General features: G+C 70.4%; 16 protein-coding genes, 1 pseudogene and 1 riboswitch. Of the genes and pseudogenes, 6 read left to right on the forward strand and 11 right to left on the reverse strand.

From position 1 onward, the window contains the following. Nucleotides 1-88 precede the first annotated feature (88 nt). The gene (locus ABIC63_RS27260; RefSeq protein WP_476345686.1) at nucleotides 89-1,069 is read right to left on the reverse strand and encodes a Bug family tripartite tricarboxylate transporter substrate binding protein; all 981 of its coding nucleotides are present in this window, start codon (nucleotides 1,067-1,069) and stop codon (nucleotides 89-91) included. A 79-nt stretch (nucleotides 1,070-1,148) separates the two neighbouring features. Beyond that, the gene (locus ABIC63_RS27265) at nucleotides 1,149-2,198 is read right to left on the reverse strand and encodes a CDP-6-deoxy-delta-3,4-glucoseen reductase (protein ID WP_354322060.1); all 1,050 of its coding nucleotides are present in this window, start codon (nucleotides 2,196-2,198) and stop codon (nucleotides 1,149-1,151) included. Nucleotides 2,199-2,283: 85 nt separating this feature from the next. Between ABIC63_RS27265 and ABIC63_RS27270 the strand changes: the two genes are divergently transcribed. Then, nucleotides 2,284-3,225: an SDR family oxidoreductase gene (locus tag ABIC63_RS27270; RefSeq protein ID WP_354322061.1), complete on the forward strand. Its 942-nt coding sequence runs from the start codon at nucleotides 2,284-2,286 to the stop codon at nucleotides 3,223-3,225. A 58-nt stretch (nucleotides 3,226-3,283) separates the two neighbouring features. On the opposite strand, the gene ABIC63_RS27275 is transcribed toward ABIC63_RS27270, so the two are convergent. Continuing rightward, the gene (locus ABIC63_RS27275; RefSeq protein ID WP_294370335.1) at nucleotides 3,284-3,757 is read right to left on the reverse strand and encodes an Lrp/AsnC family transcriptional regulator; all 474 of its coding nucleotides are present in this window, start codon (nucleotides 3,755-3,757) and stop codon (nucleotides 3,284-3,286) included. A gap of 113 nt (nucleotides 3,758-3,870) precedes the next feature. Between ABIC63_RS27275 and ABIC63_RS27280 the strand changes: the two genes are divergently transcribed. Further along, the gene (locus tag ABIC63_RS27280; protein WP_354322062.1) at nucleotides 3,871-4,491 is read left to right on the forward strand and encodes a LysE family translocator; all 621 of its coding nucleotides are present in this window, start codon (nucleotides 3,871-3,873) and stop codon (nucleotides 4,489-4,491) included. Between the two features lie 19 nt (nucleotides 4,492-4,510). Here ABIC63_RS27280 and ABIC63_RS27285 read toward each other — a convergent pair whose 3' ends face one another. The 4 genes from ABIC63_RS27285 to ABIC63_RS27300 all read right to left on the reverse strand — a co-directional run bounded on the left by ABIC63_RS27285 (nucleotide 4,511) and on the right by ABIC63_RS27300 (nucleotide 10,954). After that, a complete protein-coding gene (locus ABIC63_RS27285; RefSeq protein WP_502935921.1) occupies nucleotides 4,511-6,166 on the reverse strand; it encodes a histidine-type phosphatase in 1,656 nt (551 codons plus the stop codon). A 647-nt stretch (nucleotides 6,167-6,813) separates the two neighbouring features. Further along, nucleotides 6,814-8,541, reverse strand: coding sequence for a SulP family inorganic anion transporter (locus ABIC63_RS27290; RefSeq protein WP_354322064.1), 1,728 nt, complete (start codon nucleotides 8,539-8,541; stop codon nucleotides 6,814-6,816). Nucleotides 8,542-8,646: 105 nt separating this feature from the next. Further along, nucleotides 8,647-9,735: a patatin-like phospholipase family protein gene (locus ABIC63_RS27295; protein ID WP_354322065.1), complete on the reverse strand. Its 1,089-nt coding sequence runs from the start codon at nucleotides 9,733-9,735 to the stop codon at nucleotides 8,647-8,649. A gap of 118 nt (nucleotides 9,736-9,853) precedes the next feature. Further along, a complete protein-coding gene (locus ABIC63_RS27300) occupies nucleotides 9,854-10,954 on the reverse strand; it encodes a tartrate dehydrogenase (RefSeq protein ID WP_354322066.1) in 1,101 nt (366 codons plus the stop codon). Between the two features lie 99 nt (nucleotides 10,955-11,053). Here ABIC63_RS27300 and ABIC63_RS27305 point away from each other — a divergent pair, with 99 nt between their 5' ends. Then, nucleotides 11,054-11,998: a LysR family transcriptional regulator gene (locus ABIC63_RS27305; protein WP_017758801.1), complete on the forward strand. Its 945-nt coding sequence runs from the start codon at nucleotides 11,054-11,056 to the stop codon at nucleotides 11,996-11,998. Here ABIC63_RS27305 and ABIC63_RS27310 read toward each other — a convergent pair. Further along, a complete protein-coding gene (locus ABIC63_RS27310) occupies nucleotides 11,946-12,857 on the reverse strand; it encodes an AraC family transcriptional regulator (protein ID WP_294370326.1) in 912 nt (303 codons plus the stop codon). The genes ABIC63_RS27305 and ABIC63_RS27310 overlap by 53 nt on opposite strands. Before the next feature lie 154 nt (nucleotides 12,858-13,011). Here ABIC63_RS27310 and ABIC63_RS27315 point away from each other — a divergent pair, with 154 nt between their 5' ends. Next, a complete protein-coding gene (locus ABIC63_RS27315; protein ID WP_354322067.1) occupies nucleotides 13,012-14,259 on the forward strand; it encodes an MFS transporter in 1,248 nt (415 codons plus the stop codon). A gap of 125 nt (nucleotides 14,260-14,384) precedes the next feature. Here the strand turns inward: ABIC63_RS27315 and arsC are convergent. Continuing rightward, nucleotides 14,385-14,738, reverse strand: a pseudogene (arsC, locus tag ABIC63_RS27320) (arsenate reductase (glutaredoxin)); the annotation flags it as partial. Nucleotides 14,739-14,872: 134 nt separating this feature from the next. Here arsC and ABIC63_RS27325 point away from each other — a divergent pair. Beyond that, nucleotides 14,873-15,604, forward strand: coding sequence for an SAM-dependent methyltransferase (locus tag ABIC63_RS27325; RefSeq protein WP_354322087.1), 732 nt, complete (start codon nucleotides 14,873-14,875; stop codon nucleotides 15,602-15,604). A gap of 75 nt (nucleotides 15,605-15,679) precedes the next feature. After that, entirely contained in the window at nucleotides 15,680-16,147 is a 468-nt protein-coding gene (locus ABIC63_RS27330) for an EVE domain-containing protein (RefSeq protein ID WP_294370321.1), read from the forward strand. A gap of 54 nt (nucleotides 16,148-16,201) precedes the next feature. On the opposite strand, the gene ABIC63_RS27335 is transcribed toward ABIC63_RS27330, so the two are convergent. Both ABIC63_RS27335 and ABIC63_RS27340 read right to left on the reverse strand, forming a co-directional pair. Further along, nucleotides 16,202-16,705 (reverse strand): 6,7-dimethyl-8-ribityllumazine synthase, encoded by a 504-nt coding sequence (locus ABIC63_RS27335; protein ID WP_043112514.1) that lies wholly within the window; start codon nucleotides 16,703-16,705, stop codon nucleotides 16,202-16,204. Nucleotides 16,706-16,829: 124 nt separating this feature from the next. Next, nucleotides 16,830-17,003: riboswitch (FMN riboswitch) on the reverse strand. 64 nt (nucleotides 17,004-17,067) lie between these two features. Next, on the reverse strand, nucleotides 17,068-17,982 hold the full coding sequence (locus tag ABIC63_RS27340; RefSeq protein ID WP_294370317.1) for a DMT family transporter: 915 nt from the start codon (nucleotides 17,980-17,982) through the stop codon (nucleotides 17,068-17,070). Nucleotides 17,983-17,999 lie beyond the last annotated feature (17 nt).

A 17,999-nucleotide genomic window follows, 5' to 3' on the forward strand; every position in this document is an offset into this window, starting at 1 on the left:
GGCCGCTACAGCCAGGAAAAGAAAACGGGCCGCGCTTTCGCCGGCCCGTTCTGCTTTGGAGGCGCACCGCCGGGGCGGCGGCAGGCGCTCAGTCCACCTTCGCGCCCGTGGCCTTCACCACCTGCTCGTATTTGGCCAGTTCGCTCTTCATGAAGGCACCGAACTGCTCCGGTGTGGTCGGCACCGGCTCGGCAAAGAGGGCGGCGAAGCGGGTCTTGGTCTCGGGCGCGTTCAGCGCGCCGACGAAGGCCTGGTTCAGCCGGTCGATCATGTCGCGCGGCGTGCCGGCCGGCGCCACCAGGCCCCACCAGGTGTCGATGGCAAAGCCCTTGAGCGTGTCCGCCACCGGCGGCACCTCCGGCAGGAAGGGGCTGCGCTGCAGCGTGGTCACGGCCAGGGCCTTGAGCTTGCCGCCCCGGATGTTGGGCGCGGCCGTGGCCAAGTTGTCGAAGTTGAAGTCGACCTGGCCACTAAGCAGCGCCAACTGGGCCGGATTGCCGCCGTTGTAGGGGATGTGCACGGCGAAGATGCCCGCCGCCTTCTTGAACATCTCTCCCGCCAGGTGGCCGGCGCTGCCGTTGCCGCCGCTGCCGTAGTTCAGCTTGGCCGGGTTGGCCTTGGCGTAGGCGATCAGGTCCTTGAGGCTGTTGATCTTCAGGCGCTGTGCCGTCTCGGCATTCATCACCAGCACGTTGGGCACTCGCACCATCTGGGTGATGGGCGCGAAGTCGGTGGCCGCGTTGTAGGGCATGCGGCTGTAGAGCCAGGGATTGACCGCGTTCGTCGCCGTGGCGGCGATGCCGATGGTCAGGCCGTCGGGTTGCGCCTTGGCCACCATGTCGGCGCCGATGTTGCCGCCCGCGCCCGGCTTGTTGTCGATGATGATCGGGCCGCCAAATGCGTCCTTGGCCCGCTCGGCCAGGGCACGTGCGGTCACATCGATGGGACCGCCCGCGGCATAGGGCACCACCAGGCGGATCGGCCGGCTGTCGGCGCGCGCCGCGAAGGGCAGAGCGGCGCTGGCGGCCAGCAGGGAGAGCACGGGGCGTCGGGTGATCAGGCGGGTCATGGTGTCTCTGGTTGTCTTGGGATCGGAAGGCCGCCTGCCGTCGGTCGACGGCAGGCGCGGCATGCGGCGGAGCAGGCGCTCAGGGTGCAGCCTTGTCCGCCTCGGAGGTGAAGGCGTCGGCGAAGAATTCGTCTTCGGGCAATCCGCCCTGGGCCACATAGTCGCGCTGTGCCGACTGCACGACCACCGGCGCGCCGCAGGCATACACCTGGTGGCCGGAGAGGTCGGGCGTGTCCTCGAGCACTGCCTGGTGGACGAAGCCGGTGCGGCCGGTCCAGTTGTCCTCGGGCACGGCATTGCTCACCACCGGCACATAGCGCAGATGAGGCATCTCGGCCAGTTGCTCGCGGATCCAGCCATCCATGTACAGGTCCTGCGGACGGCGACCGCCCCAGTACAGCGTGGCAGGGCGCTCGATGCGCTTGAACTTCATGTGCTCGATCAGCGCCTTGATGGGCGCGAAGCCGGTGCCGGACGCCAGCAGCACGATGGGCTTGGTGCTGTCCTCGCGCAGGAAGAAGCTCCCGTAGGGGCCTTCGACGCGAAGGATCTCCTTCTCTTTCATCGCGCCGAACACATGGTCGGTGAACTTGCCGCCCGGCATGTGGCGGATGTGCAGCTCGATGCCCGTGCCCGGCTCGGCCAGCGTGTGCGGCGCATTGGCCATCGAGTAGCTGCGCCGCGCGCCGTCGCGCAGCAGGAATTCGACGTACTGCCCGGCATGGAACTTCATCGGCTCGCCGGCCGGCAACTGCAGGCGCAACTGCATCACGTCGTGCGACAGGCGCACCAGTGTCTGCACCCGCACGGGCATCTTGCGGATGGGGAAGGCGTCGGCATCGACCACCTGACGCGATTCGAGCACCACGTCGCTGGTGGCATGGGCGCGGCAGGTGAGGATGTAGCCGGCGGCGGCCTCCTCGGCGCTGAGGGCCTTGGACTGGTAGGCCTCCATCGTCACTTCGCCCGAGAGCTTCTTGCACTTGCAGGAGCCGCAGGCGCCGTCCTTGCAGCCATAGGGCAGGCCGATGCCCTGGCGGATGCCGGCGGACAGGATGGATTCGCCGGCCTCGGCGTCGAAGCGGCGGCCACTGGGCTCCACGCTCACGGAGAACACGGTGTCGGACATGGGTGGGTATTCTTCGGGGGTTGTGCCGGCGCTGGCGCCGCGTGGGGCGGGCGCGGCCGGTCAAGACTGCGGAAAGCGTTCGATTTTGCCTTCAAACCGTCTTCCCCTCGGTGCGCTGCCGGCGCGCTTCCGCCGCATGCGGCTGCTCGTCGTCGGCTGCGGCGACGTGGGCCAGCGGGCGCTGCGCCAGCTCGGCGGGCGGATGCGCGTGCTGGCACTGACCTCCTCGCCCGAGCGGGTGCCGGCCCTGCGCGCGGCGGGCGCCGTTCCGCTGGTGGGCGACCTGGACCGGCCTGCCACGCTGCGCCGCCTGGCTGGGCTGGCGCCCCGTGTGCTCCATTTGGCGCCGCCGCCGCGCGAGTCCGGGGCGGGTGACGACCGCGACAGCCGCACCCGCGCGCTGCTGCAGGCGTTGGCCCGAAGCGGCGCGGTGGCCGCGCCGGACGTGCTGGTCTACGGCTCCACCACCGGCGTGTACGGCGATTGCGGCGGTGACTGGATCGACGAGACCCGTCCGGTCGCGCCCGCCACGGCACGCGGCCGGCGTCGCGTCGATGCGGAACGTGCGGTGCGCGAGGCCGGCACGCGCGGCCTGCGCGCCAGCATCCTGCGCATCCCGGGCATCTATGCGCCCGACCGGCCAGCGGGCACGCCGCGCGAGCGCCTGCTGCGCGGCACGCCCGCCCTGCGCGCGGAAGACGACGTCTACACGAACCACATCCATGCCGACGACCTGGCGCGCGCCTGCATTGCCGCGCTCTTCCGGGGCCGGCCGCAGCGCGTCTACCACGCGAGCGACGACACGCAGTTGCGCATGGGCGAGTACTTCGACCTGGCGGCAGACCTCTTCGGCCTGCCCCGGCCGCCGCGGCTGTCGCGTACCGAGGCGGTCGCGCAGCTGTCGCCCATGCAGATGAGCTTCATGAGTGAGTCGCGGCGGCTGCGAAACCGGCGGCTCAAGCAGGAACTGCGGGTGCGGCTGGCCTGGCCCGACGTGGCCCGGGGCCTCCAGGGCAGCGCCTCGTAGCTTTCGCAGGCGGCGCACTGGACAGGGACGCCGCCATGGTTCGCCTGCCGCGGATCGGTCACGCGCGCCGGCTGCCCACCGGCACCAGGCCGCGGCGCTCGATGGGCGTGGAGAACACGATCGAGGTCCGCGTCTCGCCATAGCCGTTGATCGTGCCCAGGAAGCGTTCGAGCTCGGGCAGGCTGGGCGCGACCACGGTCATCAGGTAGGAGTCGGCGCCCGCCACGTGATGGCACTCCAGCACTTCCGCGGCGGTGCGCAGCCGCTCCAGGAAGGCCTTCTTGCCCGGCTGATGGACCGTGATGCCCACCATCGCCTTGACCGGGTAGCCAGCGAGCGCCGGCTCCAGCTCGGCGCCGATGCGTCGCACCACGCCGGACTCCTGCAGGCGCCTGAGCCGTTCCGCCGTGGCGGCGACGGAAAGGCCGGCCTGCTCGGCCAGGCTCTTCAGCGGCGCGCGGCCTTCCTGCTGCAAGGCGCCGAGCAGCAGCCAGGCGGTGTCGTCGAGCGGGTCGGTGGATGTTCTGGCCATCGGTGCATTGGGCCGTAAAAGGAGTGCGAAATCAAACCTGGTGCCGGAAATATCGGCTGGGACTGCCGACGCCGACGTCGGATGATCGTTGTCGACCCGACTCGGAGATTCCCATGGCCGACATCCAGAACTACGGCAGCTTCCTCATCGCCATCCTGATTTTCCAGGCCGTCCCGGGCGCGGGCACCGTCGCCATCCTCGACGCCACTGCGCGCGGCGGGGTGCGTGCCGGCATGGCCTGCGTGGGGGGCACGTTGGCGGGCGACGCGCTGTTCATGGCCGGCGCCGCACTGGGGCTTGCTGCGCTGCTGCAGGCGAGTCCGGCGCTCTTCGGTGCCCTGCAGTGGGTGGGCGCGGGCTATCTGCTGTGGATGGGCTGCGGCATGCTGCGTTCGACCGCTTGCGTGACGGCCACCGCGACCGAGGTGCCACGCAGCCCGCGCGCGTATGCCTGGCGGGCCTTCGCCATCAGCCTGGCCAATCCCAAGGTGATGCTGTTCTTCGTGGCCTTCTTCCCGCTCTTCATCGCGCCGGGCGCCTCGGCGGCCACCCTGCCGCTCATGATGCTGCACGTGACCGTGCTGAGCCTGTTCTGGCAGGGACTGCTGGTGCTGCTGGGTCGCCAGGTGGCGCGGCGGCTCGTCCATCGGCCGGCCGCGCGCCGGCTGGCGGCACGGCTGGCGGGCTTTGTGCTGGTCGGCCTGGGACTGCGGCTGGCCGTCGGGCTGCGATGAACGAGGCCGGGTGCCTTGGTCAGGGCGCCTTGGCCACATGGCCGTAGCAGGCCTTGAGCTTTTCCCAGTCGTAGAAGTGCTGCGTGCCCGCTGCCCGGGCGCCGTCGCAGCCGGCCTTGAAGTCGGTCTCGCGCTCGTTGTAGAGCATCTTCACCAGCAGCGCGCCGGCGCTGTTGCGGTACACGTCCCATTGCATGTTGGCGGCCATGGGCGACACGTATTCGCCGCGCCATGGGTTGTTCGTCCAGCCGTAGGTCTGTGCCACCGGCACCTGCTGCAGCACGTTCTTCAGACCCATGCGCGAGGCGAAGGGAATCATGATCTCGGCATGGGCGAAGCGCAGCTTGGCCGCATGCGACAGGTCACCGCGAGCGATGGCGTCCACCTCGTTGAACAGGTCGTCCACCAGGATCTGGGCCATCTTGTAGGTGGCCTCGCCCTTCTCCGTGATGCCGGGGCCCTTGTCGTAGAAGTCGGAGGTGTCGTTGGCCTCGGCGAAGAACTTGGCCTGCGCCGCCGGCATGTAGGGCGTGAAGTCCACGCCCGCCTCGGCTTTCATGGCAGGTGCAATGACGTAGAGCTCGTAGAGCAGAGCGCCGGCATCGCCCAGTGTCTTGATGGTGGTCTTGCCGTCGCCCGACAGCGTGCTGCTGAACTTGCCGTCGCTGCTGGTGTAGGTGTAGCTCCCAGTGTTGGCGAAGCTGTAGCTGCCGTTGTCGATCTTGTCGACGAAGGCCGCGGTGAACAGGCGCAGCAGCAGCGTGCGGCCTGCCGAACGGGCCGCGTCGCTGGAGAACAGCCCCGCCTGCTTGGCCAGCAGGTCGGCATCCGACGACTTGTACTTCTGGTAGGTCTGGCTGTCCTGATAAGTGACGTAGCGCGGGTCGGCCGTGTTGCTCACCAGGTCTGTGGCCTTGACCAGCTTGTGGAAGTACAGCAGGAAGCGGTCGGTGCCGGCCGGCTGTGCAACCGCATTGCCGTTGTCCGGATAGGGCGCTGGTGCCGGCGGGTAGCTCACCAGGCTGGCGAGTGCGGGTTGTGCGCTCTTGAGGGACTGCACGAAGAAGTTGCCGCTGTCCACGGCCCGGTCGACGCCCGAGGTGACGGTGACGATCTGGCGCGGTGCGCTGCTGGCGGCATCGCCCACCTGCTTCCAGAGTGCGCTTTGCCGTTGCAGCATTCGCTTTGCAAGGAGCGTGTGCTCCTGGATGCCCGCCTGCGTCTCGTTGCCGTAGCCAGGCGTGGAAATGCCGGCCACGCCGTAACCGAGCAGGAAGTTGGCCTTCATGATGGCCAGCACATCCGCGCCCAGCTGCTGGCCCAGCGGCGTCAGCGCGCCGTCGGCCTTCGCCTTGGCCCACATGTTGTAGACGGCCAGGTCGTACTTGAGGCTGGACAGGCCGCGCGAGCCGTGCCGCGCCACCATCTGCACCGCGACCGCACTGAAGCCGGCCGGCGGTGCTTCGTAGGTGGAGACGTCCTGCTGGGGACGGTAGGGTGCCTTTGTCTGGTAGAAGCGATCGGTCAGGGCGGCAGCGGCCAGCGTGGTGCGCAGGTCGGCGTTGGTGTCCGCCTCGGCGAGTGCATGTCCGATCCGGGTCAGCGTGTCGTCCGAGCCGGCCTGGAGTGCCGCCTTGTCCGTGGCATCCGCTTCATGGTTGAAGTCCGTCAGCAGCTTCGCCGCCGGCACGCCGGTGGCCAGGGCCACTTTGGCCACGGCGGCGGCAAAGTCCATTCCGGTTTCCATCTCGGCCACGACCGAGGTGGACAGGGCGGAAACCACACCGGGTGCCTCCTTCGGCGCGCGCAGCACCAGCCGCTGCGCGACAGGTGTGGCAGTACCGGTGCTCGGGTCGTACTCGATGGTGGCGGTGCCGAGCTCCGCGACCACCGCGCCCTGCCCGGCAAGGACAAAGCGGCCATCGTTGTCCGTGATTGCCACGGGCTCGCCCTCGTCGCAGTGCAGGTTGGCATTGGTGTCCACGCACACCTTGGCATTGCGGAAGTAGCTGCCGACCACCACGCCGGAGGTGCTGACGGGGCCGGCGCTCTGTCCGGGCGTGGCTGCGCTGGCTGTGGCGGCCGTGCTGCCGGCTGCATTGAAGGTGACGTTGTCGTGCCCGCCGCCGCACGCGGCAAGCAGGAGGGCCAGGGCCGAGGCCGCGCCAGTGGCCAGGGGAGGAAGACGCATGTTGTCGTGCCTAGTGGCGTCCAGAAAAGGGAAGCCGACCATAGGCAGCGTTGATGACGGCCGCGTGACGCGCCGCACCAGGGCGTCACGCGTTCATGTCTGACGCCCGGGCCTTGCCCGCGGCCCGGCATTCAGGAGGGCGGAACTCGGCCCAGTGTCGACAGTGCCTCTGCGTCCGTGCGGTACTGCGCGAACAATGGCCCCGGGGCGAGCAGACCGGCGCGCTCCAGCACCTGCTGCGCGGGCAGCTTGAGGCCCGAGAGGTGCAGCATCACGCCGCGGCTTTCCAGCAGCCGGCGGATGCTGCCGAAGACTTCCGCGCCGGTCAGGTCCACGCGGTTGATGGGCTGGGCGAACAGGCACACGTGGCGCAGGGCCGGATGACGCGCGAGCGCCTCGGTGATGTGGCGTTCCAGTGTGCTGGCCGAGGCGAAGTCCAGCTCCGCATCCATGCGCAGCGCATACAGGTCGGGTGCCAGCGGCGGCAGGTGCCACAGGTGACGGTCGCGCAGGCTGCCGTCCGCGTGCAGTCCCACCTCGATGATGCGCGGGTGCAGGTGGCGGTACATGTAGTGCGACAGCGCCGCCAGCAGCCCGCCCAGCACGCCCCAGTAGATGGACGGCGCCGTCGCGATGGTCAGCACAAAGGTGCCGAAGGCGATGCCAGCCTCGATGCGCGAGATGCGCCACAGCTGCACGAAGGACCGCGGCTTGAGCAGCCCGATGGTGGCCGTCGCCACAATGGCCGCCAGAACGGCCTGCGGCACGTGGTAGAGCAGCGGCATGGCCCACAGCAGCGCCACCGCCACCACCGCCACGTTGAAGAGCGTGGCCCACTGCGTCTGCGCGCCGGCGTACAGCGTGATGGCCGAGCGCGAGAAGGACGAGCTGGTCGGAAAGCTGCCGGTGAGACCGGAGGCCACCTTGGCCAGGCCCTGGCCGATCAGATCCTGGTTCTCGTTCCAGAGCTTGCCCGCGCGGGCGTTGTCCACCTTGGCGCTGGAGGCCGTCTCCAGAAAGCTCACCAGCGTGATCAGGAAGGCCGGCAGCAGCAGCGTGCCCAGTTCGTGCCAGCCCGGCGCCTGTGGCAGGTAGAAGCCGGGCAGGCCGCCTGGCAACTGGCCGACCACGGCGCCGCCGCCCAGCGCATAGCCCAGCAGTGCACTGATCAAGGCGGTGCCGGCCACCAGCAGCATGGTCGTCGGCATGCGCGGCGACAAGCGCTTGCCGAAGAACAGCAGCGCCATGCTGCCCAGGCCGAAACCGATGGCGATGAAGTCCGGCGGCGGGCCCTGCATCACCTGCAGCGGCGTGCGGCCGGTGTAGCCCAGCAGCGCCGGCAGCTGCGACAGCGTGATCAGCACCGCCGCGCCCTGGGTGAAGCCCATCAGCACCGGGGAATTGACCAGCCGCAGCAGCCAGCCGAAGCGCGCCGCGCCCAGCAGGATCTGCATCGCGCCCGACAGCAGGGTGAGCCACACCGCCAGCGACACCCATTCGGCGCTGCCCGGCACGGCCATGGGCGCCAGCGTCGCGCCCACCAGCAGGCTGGTCAGCGCGGTGGGCCCCACCGACAGCCGCGCCGACGAGCTGAACAGCACCGCGATCAGTGCCGGCAGCAGCGCCGCATAGATGCCCGTGACCAGCGGCATGCCTGCCAGCGCCGCATAGGCCACGCCCTGCGGGATCACCATCAGGGCCACCGTGATGCCCGCCAGCGCCTCGCTGACCAACAGACCGCGCGTGGGGCGGGGCCAGTTCAGGAAGGGCAGCCACTGCTTCAGGACGCGGGCCCGGCCTGTGGGTTGGAAGGCTGGCGAGGGGGAGTCGGGGAGGTCGGGATCGGCAGGTGCAGTCATGAAGCGGGCACCGTGCTCAGGCGACGGTGGCGCGCGATTGTCCGCCCACTGGCCTGCAGATCGGCGTCATCCGGGTGTCGGCCGCTGCCTGCGCAGCGCGGCTGCTCAGGGCGCCGTGCAGCTGTCGTCGAGTCCGGCCACGCCGGCCAGCTTGCGCCAGCTGGAGCGCTGCTCCAGGCAGCTCTTCTGCCGGGCCTGCGCCGCCTGGGCCTGTGCCTGCTGGGCGGCCTGTGCGCGCTGCGCCTGCAACTGCGCCACGCGCTCCTTGATGCGGGGCATGGCGGCCAGGGCCGCCTTCTCGCCTTCGAGGATGGCATTGGCCCGCTGGGTGAAGTCGGCGGCGCCGATGTCCAGCACGGCCGGCCGGATGGTCACGTCCGCCCTGGCCAGCTCGGCATGGCCCAGCTTTTGGCCCATGATGGCGATCGACTGGCCCACGGTGCCCAGCAGGTCGCCCGGCGCACGCCCACGGGCCTTGCTGGAGATGTCGACGGCGATGACGACGTCCGCGCCGAGTTGCCGGGCCGCATCCACGGGCACGGGGCTGACCACGCCGCCGTCGACATAGTGGTACTTGCCGATGGCCACCGGCTGGAACACGCCCGGAACGCTGCTGGAAGCCCGCACCGCCTGGCCGGTGTTGCCGCGGGCGAAGACGGTGCGCTCGCCGTCCTCCAGCCGCGTGGCCACGGCCACGAAGGGCTTGGCCAACTGCTCCAAGGGCTTGTTGTGAACCTGGGCGTTGACGTAGTCCTCCAGCTTCTGGCCCAGCACCAGGCCGCCGGACGAGAACTGCAGGTCGCGGATGCTGGCTTCGTCGAGTGCGACGGCCTTCTGCTGCAGCTCGAAGGCGTTCATGCCGCTGGCATACAGCGCGCCGACCACGCTGCCGGCGCTGGTGCCGGCCACCACGGCGGGTGCGAGGCCGTTGGCCTCCAGCATCTTGATCACGCCGATATGCGCAAAGCCTTTGGCGGCTCCGCCGCCGAGGGCGATGCCGATGCGGATGGGGGCGGGGGCGCCACTGCCGGTGGGTGCGGGAGAGGCCGTGGCACTGGGCGCGGCGCTGGCCGCGGCTGCGGGCGTGCGGGGCGCGCTGCCGCAACCGGCGAGGGCCGCGAGGCCGAGGGCGGCGATGGGCCACCACCCGCGGATGCTGGCGCGGCGGGGAAGGGAAGAATGTCCTGCTGTCATCGGAGAGGACGGAGTGTGACAGCGGCGAAAAGTGCCCGGAACGCGCTGTAACGGGCCTGGATCGGCCGCGGCACTCCTTCTGGCGCCCTCTCCCGCGCGGGGGAGAGGAACTCATGCATCAGCCCGCGATGTGTCGCGCCACGGCCTCGCCCAGTTCCGTCGTGCTGGCCTGCCCGCCCAGGTCGGGGGTGCGCGGGCCTTCGCGCAAAACCGCCTCGATGGCCGCCAGGATGGCGTCGTGGGCCTGCCGGCAGGCGCCTTCGCCGCGGCCCAGGAAGTCCAGCATCATCGCGCCCGACCAGATCATGGCGATCGGGTTGGCGATGTTCTTGCCATAGATGTCCGGCGCCGAGCCGTGCACCGGCTCGAACAGCGAGGGGAAGGTGCGGTCCGGGTTCAGGTTGCCCGAGGGCGCCAGGCCGATGGTGCCGGTGGTGGCCGGGCCAAGGTCCGACAGGATGTCGCCGAACAGGTTGGTGGCCGCCACCACATCGAAGCGGCCCGGCTGCAGCACGAAGCGCGCGGACAGGATGTCGATGTGCTGCTTGTCCAGCGCCACCTCCGGATAGGCCTTCTTCACCTCGTCGGCCTGCTTGTCCCACCAGGGCATGCTGATGGCGATGCCGTTGCTCTTGGTGGCCAGGGTGACGTGCTTGCGGGGCCGCGACTGCGCCAATTCGAAGGCGAACTTGAGCAGCCGCTGCGCGCCGACGCGGGAGTAGACCGACTCCTGGATCACCATCTCGCGCTCCGTGCCCTCGTACATCACGCCGCCCAGCGAGGTGTATTCGCCTTCGGTGTTCTCGCGCACCACGAAGTAATCGATGTCGCCCGGCTTGCGGCCGGCCAGCGGGCAGGGCACGCCCTCGAACAGGCGCACCGGGCGCAGGTTCACGTACTGGTCGAACTCGCGGCGGAACTTCAGCAGCGAACCCCACAGCGACACATGGTCCGGCACGGTGGCCGGCCAGCCCACGGCGCCGAAGAACAGGGCGTCCATGCCTTGCAACTGGGCCTTCCAGTCGTCCGGCATCATCTTTCCGTGCGCGGCGTAGTAGTCGCAGCTGGCCCATTCGAAGTGGCTGTACTCGATGGCGATGCCGAAGCGCTGTGCGGCAGCGTCCAGGGCGCGCAGGCCCTCGGGCATGACTTCCTTGCCGATGCCATCGCCGGGCAGGACGGCGATGCGGAAGGGACGGGTTGGGGTGCCTGCGGCCATGGTGGGTCTCCAGATGCGGGAAGGGAAGGAATGGCATGCATTCTCGTTGCGCACGCTATTCATACAATCCTGCATCCGTGAAGACATTGGCCACGAATCGTGAGCAATATCCCCGCCAATGAAGACCTGCGCGTCTTCCTCATCGTGGCCCGCCAGTCCAGCTTTGCAGCGGCGGCCGAGCAACTGGGCGTCTCGACCGCCTATGTCAGCAAGCGCATCCGGGTGCTGGAAGAGACGCTGGGCGTGCGCCTGCTGCACCGCACGACGCGCCGCGTGAGCGTGACCGACCAGGGCGAGCGCGTCTTCCATTGGGCGCAGCGCGTGCTCGACGACGTGGAGCAGCTGATGCAGGAGGTGGCCGTCACCCGTGGCGAGCCGCGGGGCCTGCTGCGCATCAGCAGCAGCTTCGGTTTCGGTCGTCGGGTGGTGGCGCCGATGCTGTCGGCCATGGCGCGCCGGCATCCGGGCCTGCAGGTGCGGCTGGAGGTGCTGGACCGGCTGGTGGACGTGGCCGCCGAAGGCTACGACGTGGATGTGCGCGTGGGGGACGAGATTGCGCCGCACCTCATCGCCCGCCGGCTGGCGTCCAACCACCGCGTGCTGTGCGCCGCGCCCGCCTACCTGGCCCGTCGCGAGCCGCCGCGCACCCTGCAGGACCTGGCCAGCCACGACTGCCTGGTGATCAAGGAGCGCGACCATCCCTTCGGCGTCTGGCGGCTGCGCGCCGGCGCGCAGGAGGAGGCGGTGAAGGTGACCGGCCCGCTGTCGTCCAATCATGGCGAGGTGGCGGTGCAGTGGGCGGTGGACGGCCACGGCGTGGTGCTGCGCTCGCTGTGGGATGTGGCACCGCTGCTGGCCGACGGTCAACTGGTGCAGCTGCTGCCCGAATGGCGGCAGGAGGCCAACGTCTGGGCCGTCTACCCCGAGCGCCTCGCCAGCTCAGCCAAGGTGCGGGTCTGCGTCGAGTACCTGATCGAGGCTTTCGCTGAGGTCAGCGCCGCCGATGCTGGAAGGCCGTCGGCGACTTCCCCGTCGCCTGCTTGAACATGGCGCAGAAGGCGCTGTCTGTGGCATAGCCGCAGGCGTCGGCCACCTGGCTCACGGCCATGCCGCGGGCCAGCAGCGGCAGCGCATGGGCCAGCACCGCCTGCTGGCGCCAGGCCTGCCAGCTCATGCCCAGCTGGTCGCGGAACAGGCGCGCGACGGTGCGCTCGCTGGCGCCGATGCCGCGGGCGCGCTCGGCCAGCGTGGCGCGGTCGTCGGGCGCGCGCAGCACCGCCTCGCACAGCTGGCGCAGGCGCTTGTCCTGCGGCAGCGGCACGTCGATGCGGATCTGCTGGGCGCGCTCCAGCTCGTCCACCAGCAGCGGGGCGATCCAGCGCTCGCGCTGCGGCGAGGCGGGGTCGGCGGGCGGCAGGCCGTCCGGCGTGGTGTCCAGCGCCAGCATCAGGGCGCGCAGCAGCGGGCTGATCTCCAGCACCTCGCAGCGCGCCCAGTCCGGGCCCAGCCAGCGGTGCAGGTAGACGGTGCGCAGCTCGGCATCTTCCACCAGCGTGATGCTGTGCGGCACATCGGCCGGCACCCAGAGCGCGCGCGAGGGCGGGATGATGTAGCTGCCATCCCGCGTCGAGAGCCGGATCACGCCGCGGGTGGAGAAGGTGAGCTGCGGCCAGGGATGGGTGTGGGGCTCGACCTGGGTGTCGGCCGAGAGGAAATGCTCCTTGGCCCGCAATGGCCGCACGGCGTCGGGTGCGTAGAGGTGCGGCGTGAGCGGGCCCACGCTGTGGGCGAGGGCGGCCGGGGCCGTCGCGGAGAGCACATGGCGCGTGCCGGACGAGCGCCGTTTCCGGGCGGGGAAGGCCGCGGCCGGGGCCGCTTCGGCAGGCGTTGCAAGATCTGGCATGTTCTCGACAGAGGTTGGCAGGGTGTCGGCATTCTGCCGTTTTCCGCCGCCTACCATGGCGGGGCGCTGCGGGGCCCGGGTCGGGTGACGCAGCCGCTTCCTCCAACGACAAGAAACCCGCCTGCCGCGTCCCCGGGACGCGCGGCCCGCTGCCATGACCACTGCTTCCTCGTCGCCCTCCGGCGGCTCAACGTCCCTGCGCTCCGATGCCACCCTCATCGGCTTGGTGGGCCTGGCGCATGCCATCAGCCATTTCAGCCAGTTGATCCTGCCGCCGCTCTTCCCCTGGCTGAAGGACGCCTTCGGCGTCAGCTACACCGAGCTGGGTGCGGTGCTGACCGTGTTCTTCGTCACCTCCTGTGCGGTACAGGCGGGCTCGGGCTTCATCGTCGACAAGCTGGGGCCGCGGCCGGTGCTCTTCGTGGGGCTCGGCTGCCTGGGGCTGGCGGCCTTCGGGTACGCCATGGCGCCCAACTACTGGGGCCTGGTCGGGAGCGCCATCGTGGCGGGCGTGGGCAATGGCGTCTTCCACCCGGTCGACTACACCCTGTTCAACCGCAAGGTGGCGCCCACCCGCCTGGGCCATGCCTACAGCGTGCACGGCATCACCGGCAGCCTGGGCTGGGCGCTGGCGCCGGCTTTCGTGGTGCCGCTGGCCATTGCCTTCTCCTGGCGCGTGGCGCTGGCCAGCGCCGGTGCCCTGGCCCTGACAGTGCTGGTGGTGCTGTGGTTCGGCCGCGCCGCGCTGGCGCTGGACGTCAAGGCGGTGCAGAAGGCCACGGGCCAGGGCCCGGGTACCGAGGGCGCCTTCGCCTTCCTGCGCATCCCGGCGGTCTGGATGTGCTTCGGCTTCTTCTTCTTCTACGCCATGGTCATCAGCGTGGTGCAGACCTTCGCGCCGCAGGCCGCGGGCCGGCTGCACGAGGTGCCGGTGGCGCTGGTGGCCATCTGCGTGACGGTGTACATGGTGGCCAGCTCGGTGGGCATGGTGCTGGGCGGCTTTCTGGCCTCGGACCCGACGCGCTGCGAGCGCATCGTGGGGGCGGGCTTCGGTATCGCCGCCGTGCTGGCGCTGGTGCTGGGCCTGGCGAGCTTTCCGCCCGCGGTGGTGCCGGTGCTGTTCGGCGCCATGGGCTTCGCCTCGGGCATCGCCGGCCCCTCGCGCGACCTGATCGTCAAGCGTTCGACGCCGGCCAATGCCAGCGGGCGGGTCTACGGCGTGGTGTACGCGGGCCTGGACATCGGCCAGGCGGTGGCGCCGCTGATCTTCGGCCGCCTGATGGACGCCGGCCAGTACACCAGCGTGATCCTGGGCCTGGCGCTGGTGCAGGCCGTGCTGATCGCCAGTGCCTTCAACGTGCGCCGGGCGCGGCGCGAGCTGCTGACGCCGGCTTCGGCCTGAATTTCCCGCGCCACGGGCAGGCACTGCAGGCCGCAGGAACACGGCGAGGACTTCCAGGCCGCCGCCGACCGATCCGCCGTGCCGTCGCTGTCGCGCTTTCGCCCGACACCGGGCGACGGCACTCAGAGGATCTCCAGCACCACCTCCTTGGGCCGGCACAGCCGCGTGCCCTTCGGCGTGACCACCAGCGGGCGGTTGATGAGCACCGGGTGGGCCAGCATCGCATCCAGCAACGCCTCGTCGCTGCGGGCGGGATCGAGCAGGCCGAGTTCGGCGGCCAGCGCCTCCTTCTCGCGCAGCACGCCCCGTACGCCGAGGCCGCTGTCCGCACACAGGCGCCGCAGCGTGTCGCGGTCGGGCGGTGTCTTCAGGTAGTGGATGACCGTGGGCTCGATGCCCCGCTCGCGCAGCATCGCCAGCGTGTTGCGCGAGGTGCCGCAGGCGGGGTTGTGATAGATCGTGGCGTCGTTGCTTGGCATCCGGGAATTATTCCCACCATACTGGCCGGATGCGCTGCCGACCTCTCCTGCTTCTGCTGCTTGGGCCCGCGGCGATGGCCGCGGTGCCCACGGTCGTGGCGCAGCCGCGGGGCGATGGAGCCGCCGTGGCATCGATGGTGGCGGCCGAGCGGCTCGCCCAGGCCATCGTCCGGATGGCCGCGCTGCGCAGCGACGACCATCTGCTCGACCTGGGCACGGCAGAAGGCCGCGTGGTCGTGGCCGCGGCGCTGGCCGGTGCGCGCGCCACCGGCGTCGAGACCGAACCCGAGCTGCTCGACCGCGCCCGCCAGCGCGCGGCACAGGCGGGCGTGGCGGACCGGGTCGTGTTCCGCGAGGAAGACCTCCTGCGCACGCGCCTCACCGGCGCCAGCGTCATCGTGATGCACCTCCCGCCCGAATCGCAGCAGCAGTTGCGTCCGGCGCTGCTGCGTCTGGCGCCGGGCACGCGGGTGATCTCCGACACGGACGGGTTGTCCGGCTGGCCGGCCGAGCAGACGCAGACCGTGGAACTGCCCGACCGCAGTCCCGGCCGTCTACGGACGCAGCGCATCTCTCTCTGGCGCGTGCCGGCACCGGTCGAAGGCGCATGGTGCGCGCCGGGCGGCTTCCAGCTCAGCTTTCGTCAGTCGATGCTGGCGTACCAGGCCACCTTCGCGCGCGGCGCCGGGACGCCCGTGCAGTGGCGCGGCCGCATCGACGGCGCGAGCCTGCCGCCGCCGGTCGGTGGCCAACTGCGGCCTTGGCTGATCTGGAGCGACGGCCAGTTGCTGGTGCGGCGCGGCATTCCAGGACTGCCGGACGGCATCCGCCTCGCGCGGCGGCCCGCTGCCGGCTGCCCGTCCTGAGCCCGCCTGTCCCGCTGGGGTACGCATGCTTGCAAGTGGTGAGCCGGTGCGCGCACCAGCCCGGACAATGCCGCCATGAGTCCCCGCTACTGGTTGATGAAGTCGGAGCCCGACGAATGCTCCATCGATGACGCCCTGACCGCGCCTTTGCAGACCGTACCCTGGACGGGCGTGCGCAACTACCAGGCGCGCAACTTCATGCGCGATGCGATGCAGGTTGGCGATGGCGTGCTCTTCTACCACTCCAGCTGCCCGCAGCCGGGTGTGGCCGGCATCGCCCGCGTGGCCTCGGGCGTGCGGCCCGACCCGACGCAGTTCGATGCGGCCTCGCCGTACCACGACGCTGCCTCCAAGCCCGATGCGCCGCGCTGGCTGCTGCTGGACGTGCAGGCGGTGCGCAAGACGCGGCTGCTCGGCCTGCCCGAACTGCGCGCCGAGCCGGCACTTGCCGACATGCTGCTGCTGCGCAAGGGCAACCGGCTGTCGATCACGCCGGTCACGCCGGCCGAGTGGGCGGCCGTGCTGGCGCTGGCGGATCGCTGAGCCGACGCAAGGCTCGGGCGGCCCGCCGCCAGGCCGCCCCGCGACTGCGCGCCCTCAGGCGGCCAGCAGCGCGTCCAGCCGCGAAAGTCCGGCGATGGTCTTCACGCAGGCCTCGGCGGCTTCGGTGCCCTTGACCGCGAAGTGGCGGTGGAAGTACTTGCGGTGCTCGATGTGCTCGTGGAAGTGGTGCGGCGTGAGCACGGCCGAGATCATCGGCACCTCGGTCTCCAGTTGCACCTGCATCAGCGACTCGACCACGGTGCTGGCCACGAACTCGTGGCGGTAGATGCCGCCGTCGACCACCAGCGCGCAGCACACCACCGCGGCATAGCGGCCGCTTCGAGCCAGGCGTTTGGCATGCAGGGGAATCTCGAAGGCGCCGGGGACGTCGAAGATGTCGATCTGCGAGGCGGGCACGCCCAGGCGTTCCATCTCGGCGAGGAAGGCGTCGCGCGCCTGGTGGACGATGTCTGCATGCCACTGGGCCTCGACCAGCGCGATGCGCCGGTCGCCCAGGGCGGGCAGGATCTGGAGGGGAAGGTCGTTGAGCTGACTCATGGTGTTACCTTTGAACAAAGGGTGGGCCTGAATCAGGGCATCGAGAACACGCACGAAAAGCCGCGCCCGACCCGCAGACCGCGCACGGCATGGCGCCGCACGCGGCCAGGGGCCTGGCCGCATCTCGCGCTCTCTTTCATCCGGACTGTGACCGTCGGCTTCGGAATCGCACCGAAATCTGCTGACCCCGCCACTACGGCCCGTCAAGGCTGCAGCGGCGGGCGCTCGCGGGCTCGTGCGGAAGTCGCCTTCCACCATGACCGCCGGTAGGGAATTTCACCCTGCCCTGAGAACGCTTGGCGGCCACCCGAGGGTGGCCGCGGGCGGATTCTAGGAGCGGGTCAAAGCCCTTGCTGTCGCCTTCATTCCGCCTGCGCCTCCAGCGTGCGCACCGGCTGGCGGTTGCGCTCGCTGCGGATCACCTGCAGGCCCGAGCCCACCAGCAGCGCGATGCCGGCCCAGGCCCAGGCATTGGGCACGTCGCCCCAGACAGCGTAGCCCAGGCCCACGGCGAAGAGCAGGGCCGAATAGCGGAAGGGCGCGGTGAGCGACACCTCGCCCTGGCGCATGCACTGGATCAGCAGGAAGTAGGCGGTGGCCAGAAAGGCGGAAGACAGCGCCAGCAGCCCGAGCTGCCCGGCCGTGGCCGGCTGCCAGCCCTCGGCCACCGACAGCGCGCCCGACAGCAGGGTGACGGCCAATGCGGTGGAGAGCGTGACCACGATGGAGGGAATGGCCGGATCCAGCCCGCGGGTGAGCAGGTCACGCGTGGCATGGAACAGCGTCGCCGCCAGGCACAGCAGCGCCCAGGCGTTGAAGCCGTCGCCGCGCGGCTGCACCACCAGCAGCACGCCGACGAACCCGATTCCCACGGCCCACCAGCGCGCCGCGCCCGGCCGCTCGCGCAGGAAGATGGCGGCGAACACCGTCATGAAGAGCGGTGCCGCGAGGTTGATGGCGGTGGCGTTGCCCAGCGGCAGCCTGAACAGCGAGAGCAGGTACATCACCGTCGCGCAGGCATCCACGCCGGCGCGCAGCAGCACGCGCGGATGGCGAAGGGCGCCCAGGCGCCGGTGCTCGCCGAGCACGACGGCCACGGCCAGCACCAGCAGCGTGGCCATCAGCCCGCGCAGGAAGATGAGCTGCCCGGCCGGCAGCCCCTGGCTGACGAACTTGCTGAGGGCGTCGTTGACGACGAAGCACGCCATGGCACCGAGCATGCAGCCGATGGCGCGTCGGCCGCGGCGGGTCGGATCGGGGGAGGGGAGGGAAGGCACGGAGGGCGAGGGTAACG

The sequence above is a fragment of the Pseudacidovorax sp. 1753 genome (assembly GCF_040544975.1).
Classification (GTDB): domain Bacteria; phylum Pseudomonadota; class Gammaproteobacteria; order Burkholderiales; family Burkholderiaceae_C; genus Xenophilus.

Bases quoted from the DNA above. Each gene is read 5' to 3' on its own strand.
- ABIC63_RS27260 (WP_476345686.1), bottom strand. From the start codon at position 1,069: ATGACCCGCCTGATCACCCGACGCCCCGTGCTCTCCCTGCTGGCCGCC.
- ABIC63_RS27265 (WP_354322060.1), bottom strand. From the start codon at position 2,198: ATGTCCGACACCGTGTTCTCCGTGAGCGTGGAGCCCAGTGGCCGCCGC.
- ABIC63_RS27275 (WP_294370335.1), bottom strand. From the start codon at position 3,757: ATGGCCAGAACATCCACCGACCCGCTCGACGACACCGCCTGGCTGCTG.
- ABIC63_RS27280 (WP_354322062.1), top strand. From the start codon at position 3,871: ATGGCCGACATCCAGAACTACGGCAGCTTCCTCATCGCCATCCTGATT.
- ABIC63_RS27290 (WP_354322064.1), bottom strand. From the start codon at position 8,541: ATGACTGCACCTGCCGATCCCGACCTCCCCGACTCCCCCTCGCCAGCC.
- ABIC63_RS27295 (WP_354322065.1), bottom strand. From the start codon at position 9,735: ATGACAGCAGGACATTCTTCCCTTCCCCGCCGCGCCAGCATCCGCGGG.
- ABIC63_RS27300 (WP_354322066.1), bottom strand. From the start codon at position 10,954: ATGGCCGCAGGCACCCCAACCCGTCCCTTCCGCATCGCCGTCCTGCCC.
- ABIC63_RS27310 (WP_294370326.1), bottom strand. From the start codon at position 12,857: ATGCCAGATCTTGCAACGCCTGCCGAAGCGGCCCCGGCCGCGGCCTTC.
- ABIC63_RS27315 (WP_354322067.1), top strand. From the start codon at position 13,012: ATGACCACTGCTTCCTCGTCGCCCTCCGGCGGCTCAACGTCCCTGCGC.
- ABIC63_RS27325 (WP_354322087.1), top strand. From the start codon at position 14,873: ATGGTGGCGGCCGAGCGGCTCGCCCAGGCCATCGTCCGGATGGCCGCG.
- ABIC63_RS27330 (WP_294370321.1), top strand. From the start codon at position 15,680: ATGAGTCCCCGCTACTGGTTGATGAAGTCGGAGCCCGACGAATGCTCC.
- ABIC63_RS27335 (WP_043112514.1), bottom strand. From the start codon at position 16,705: ATGAGTCAGCTCAACGACCTTCCCCTCCAGATCCTGCCCGCCCTGGGC.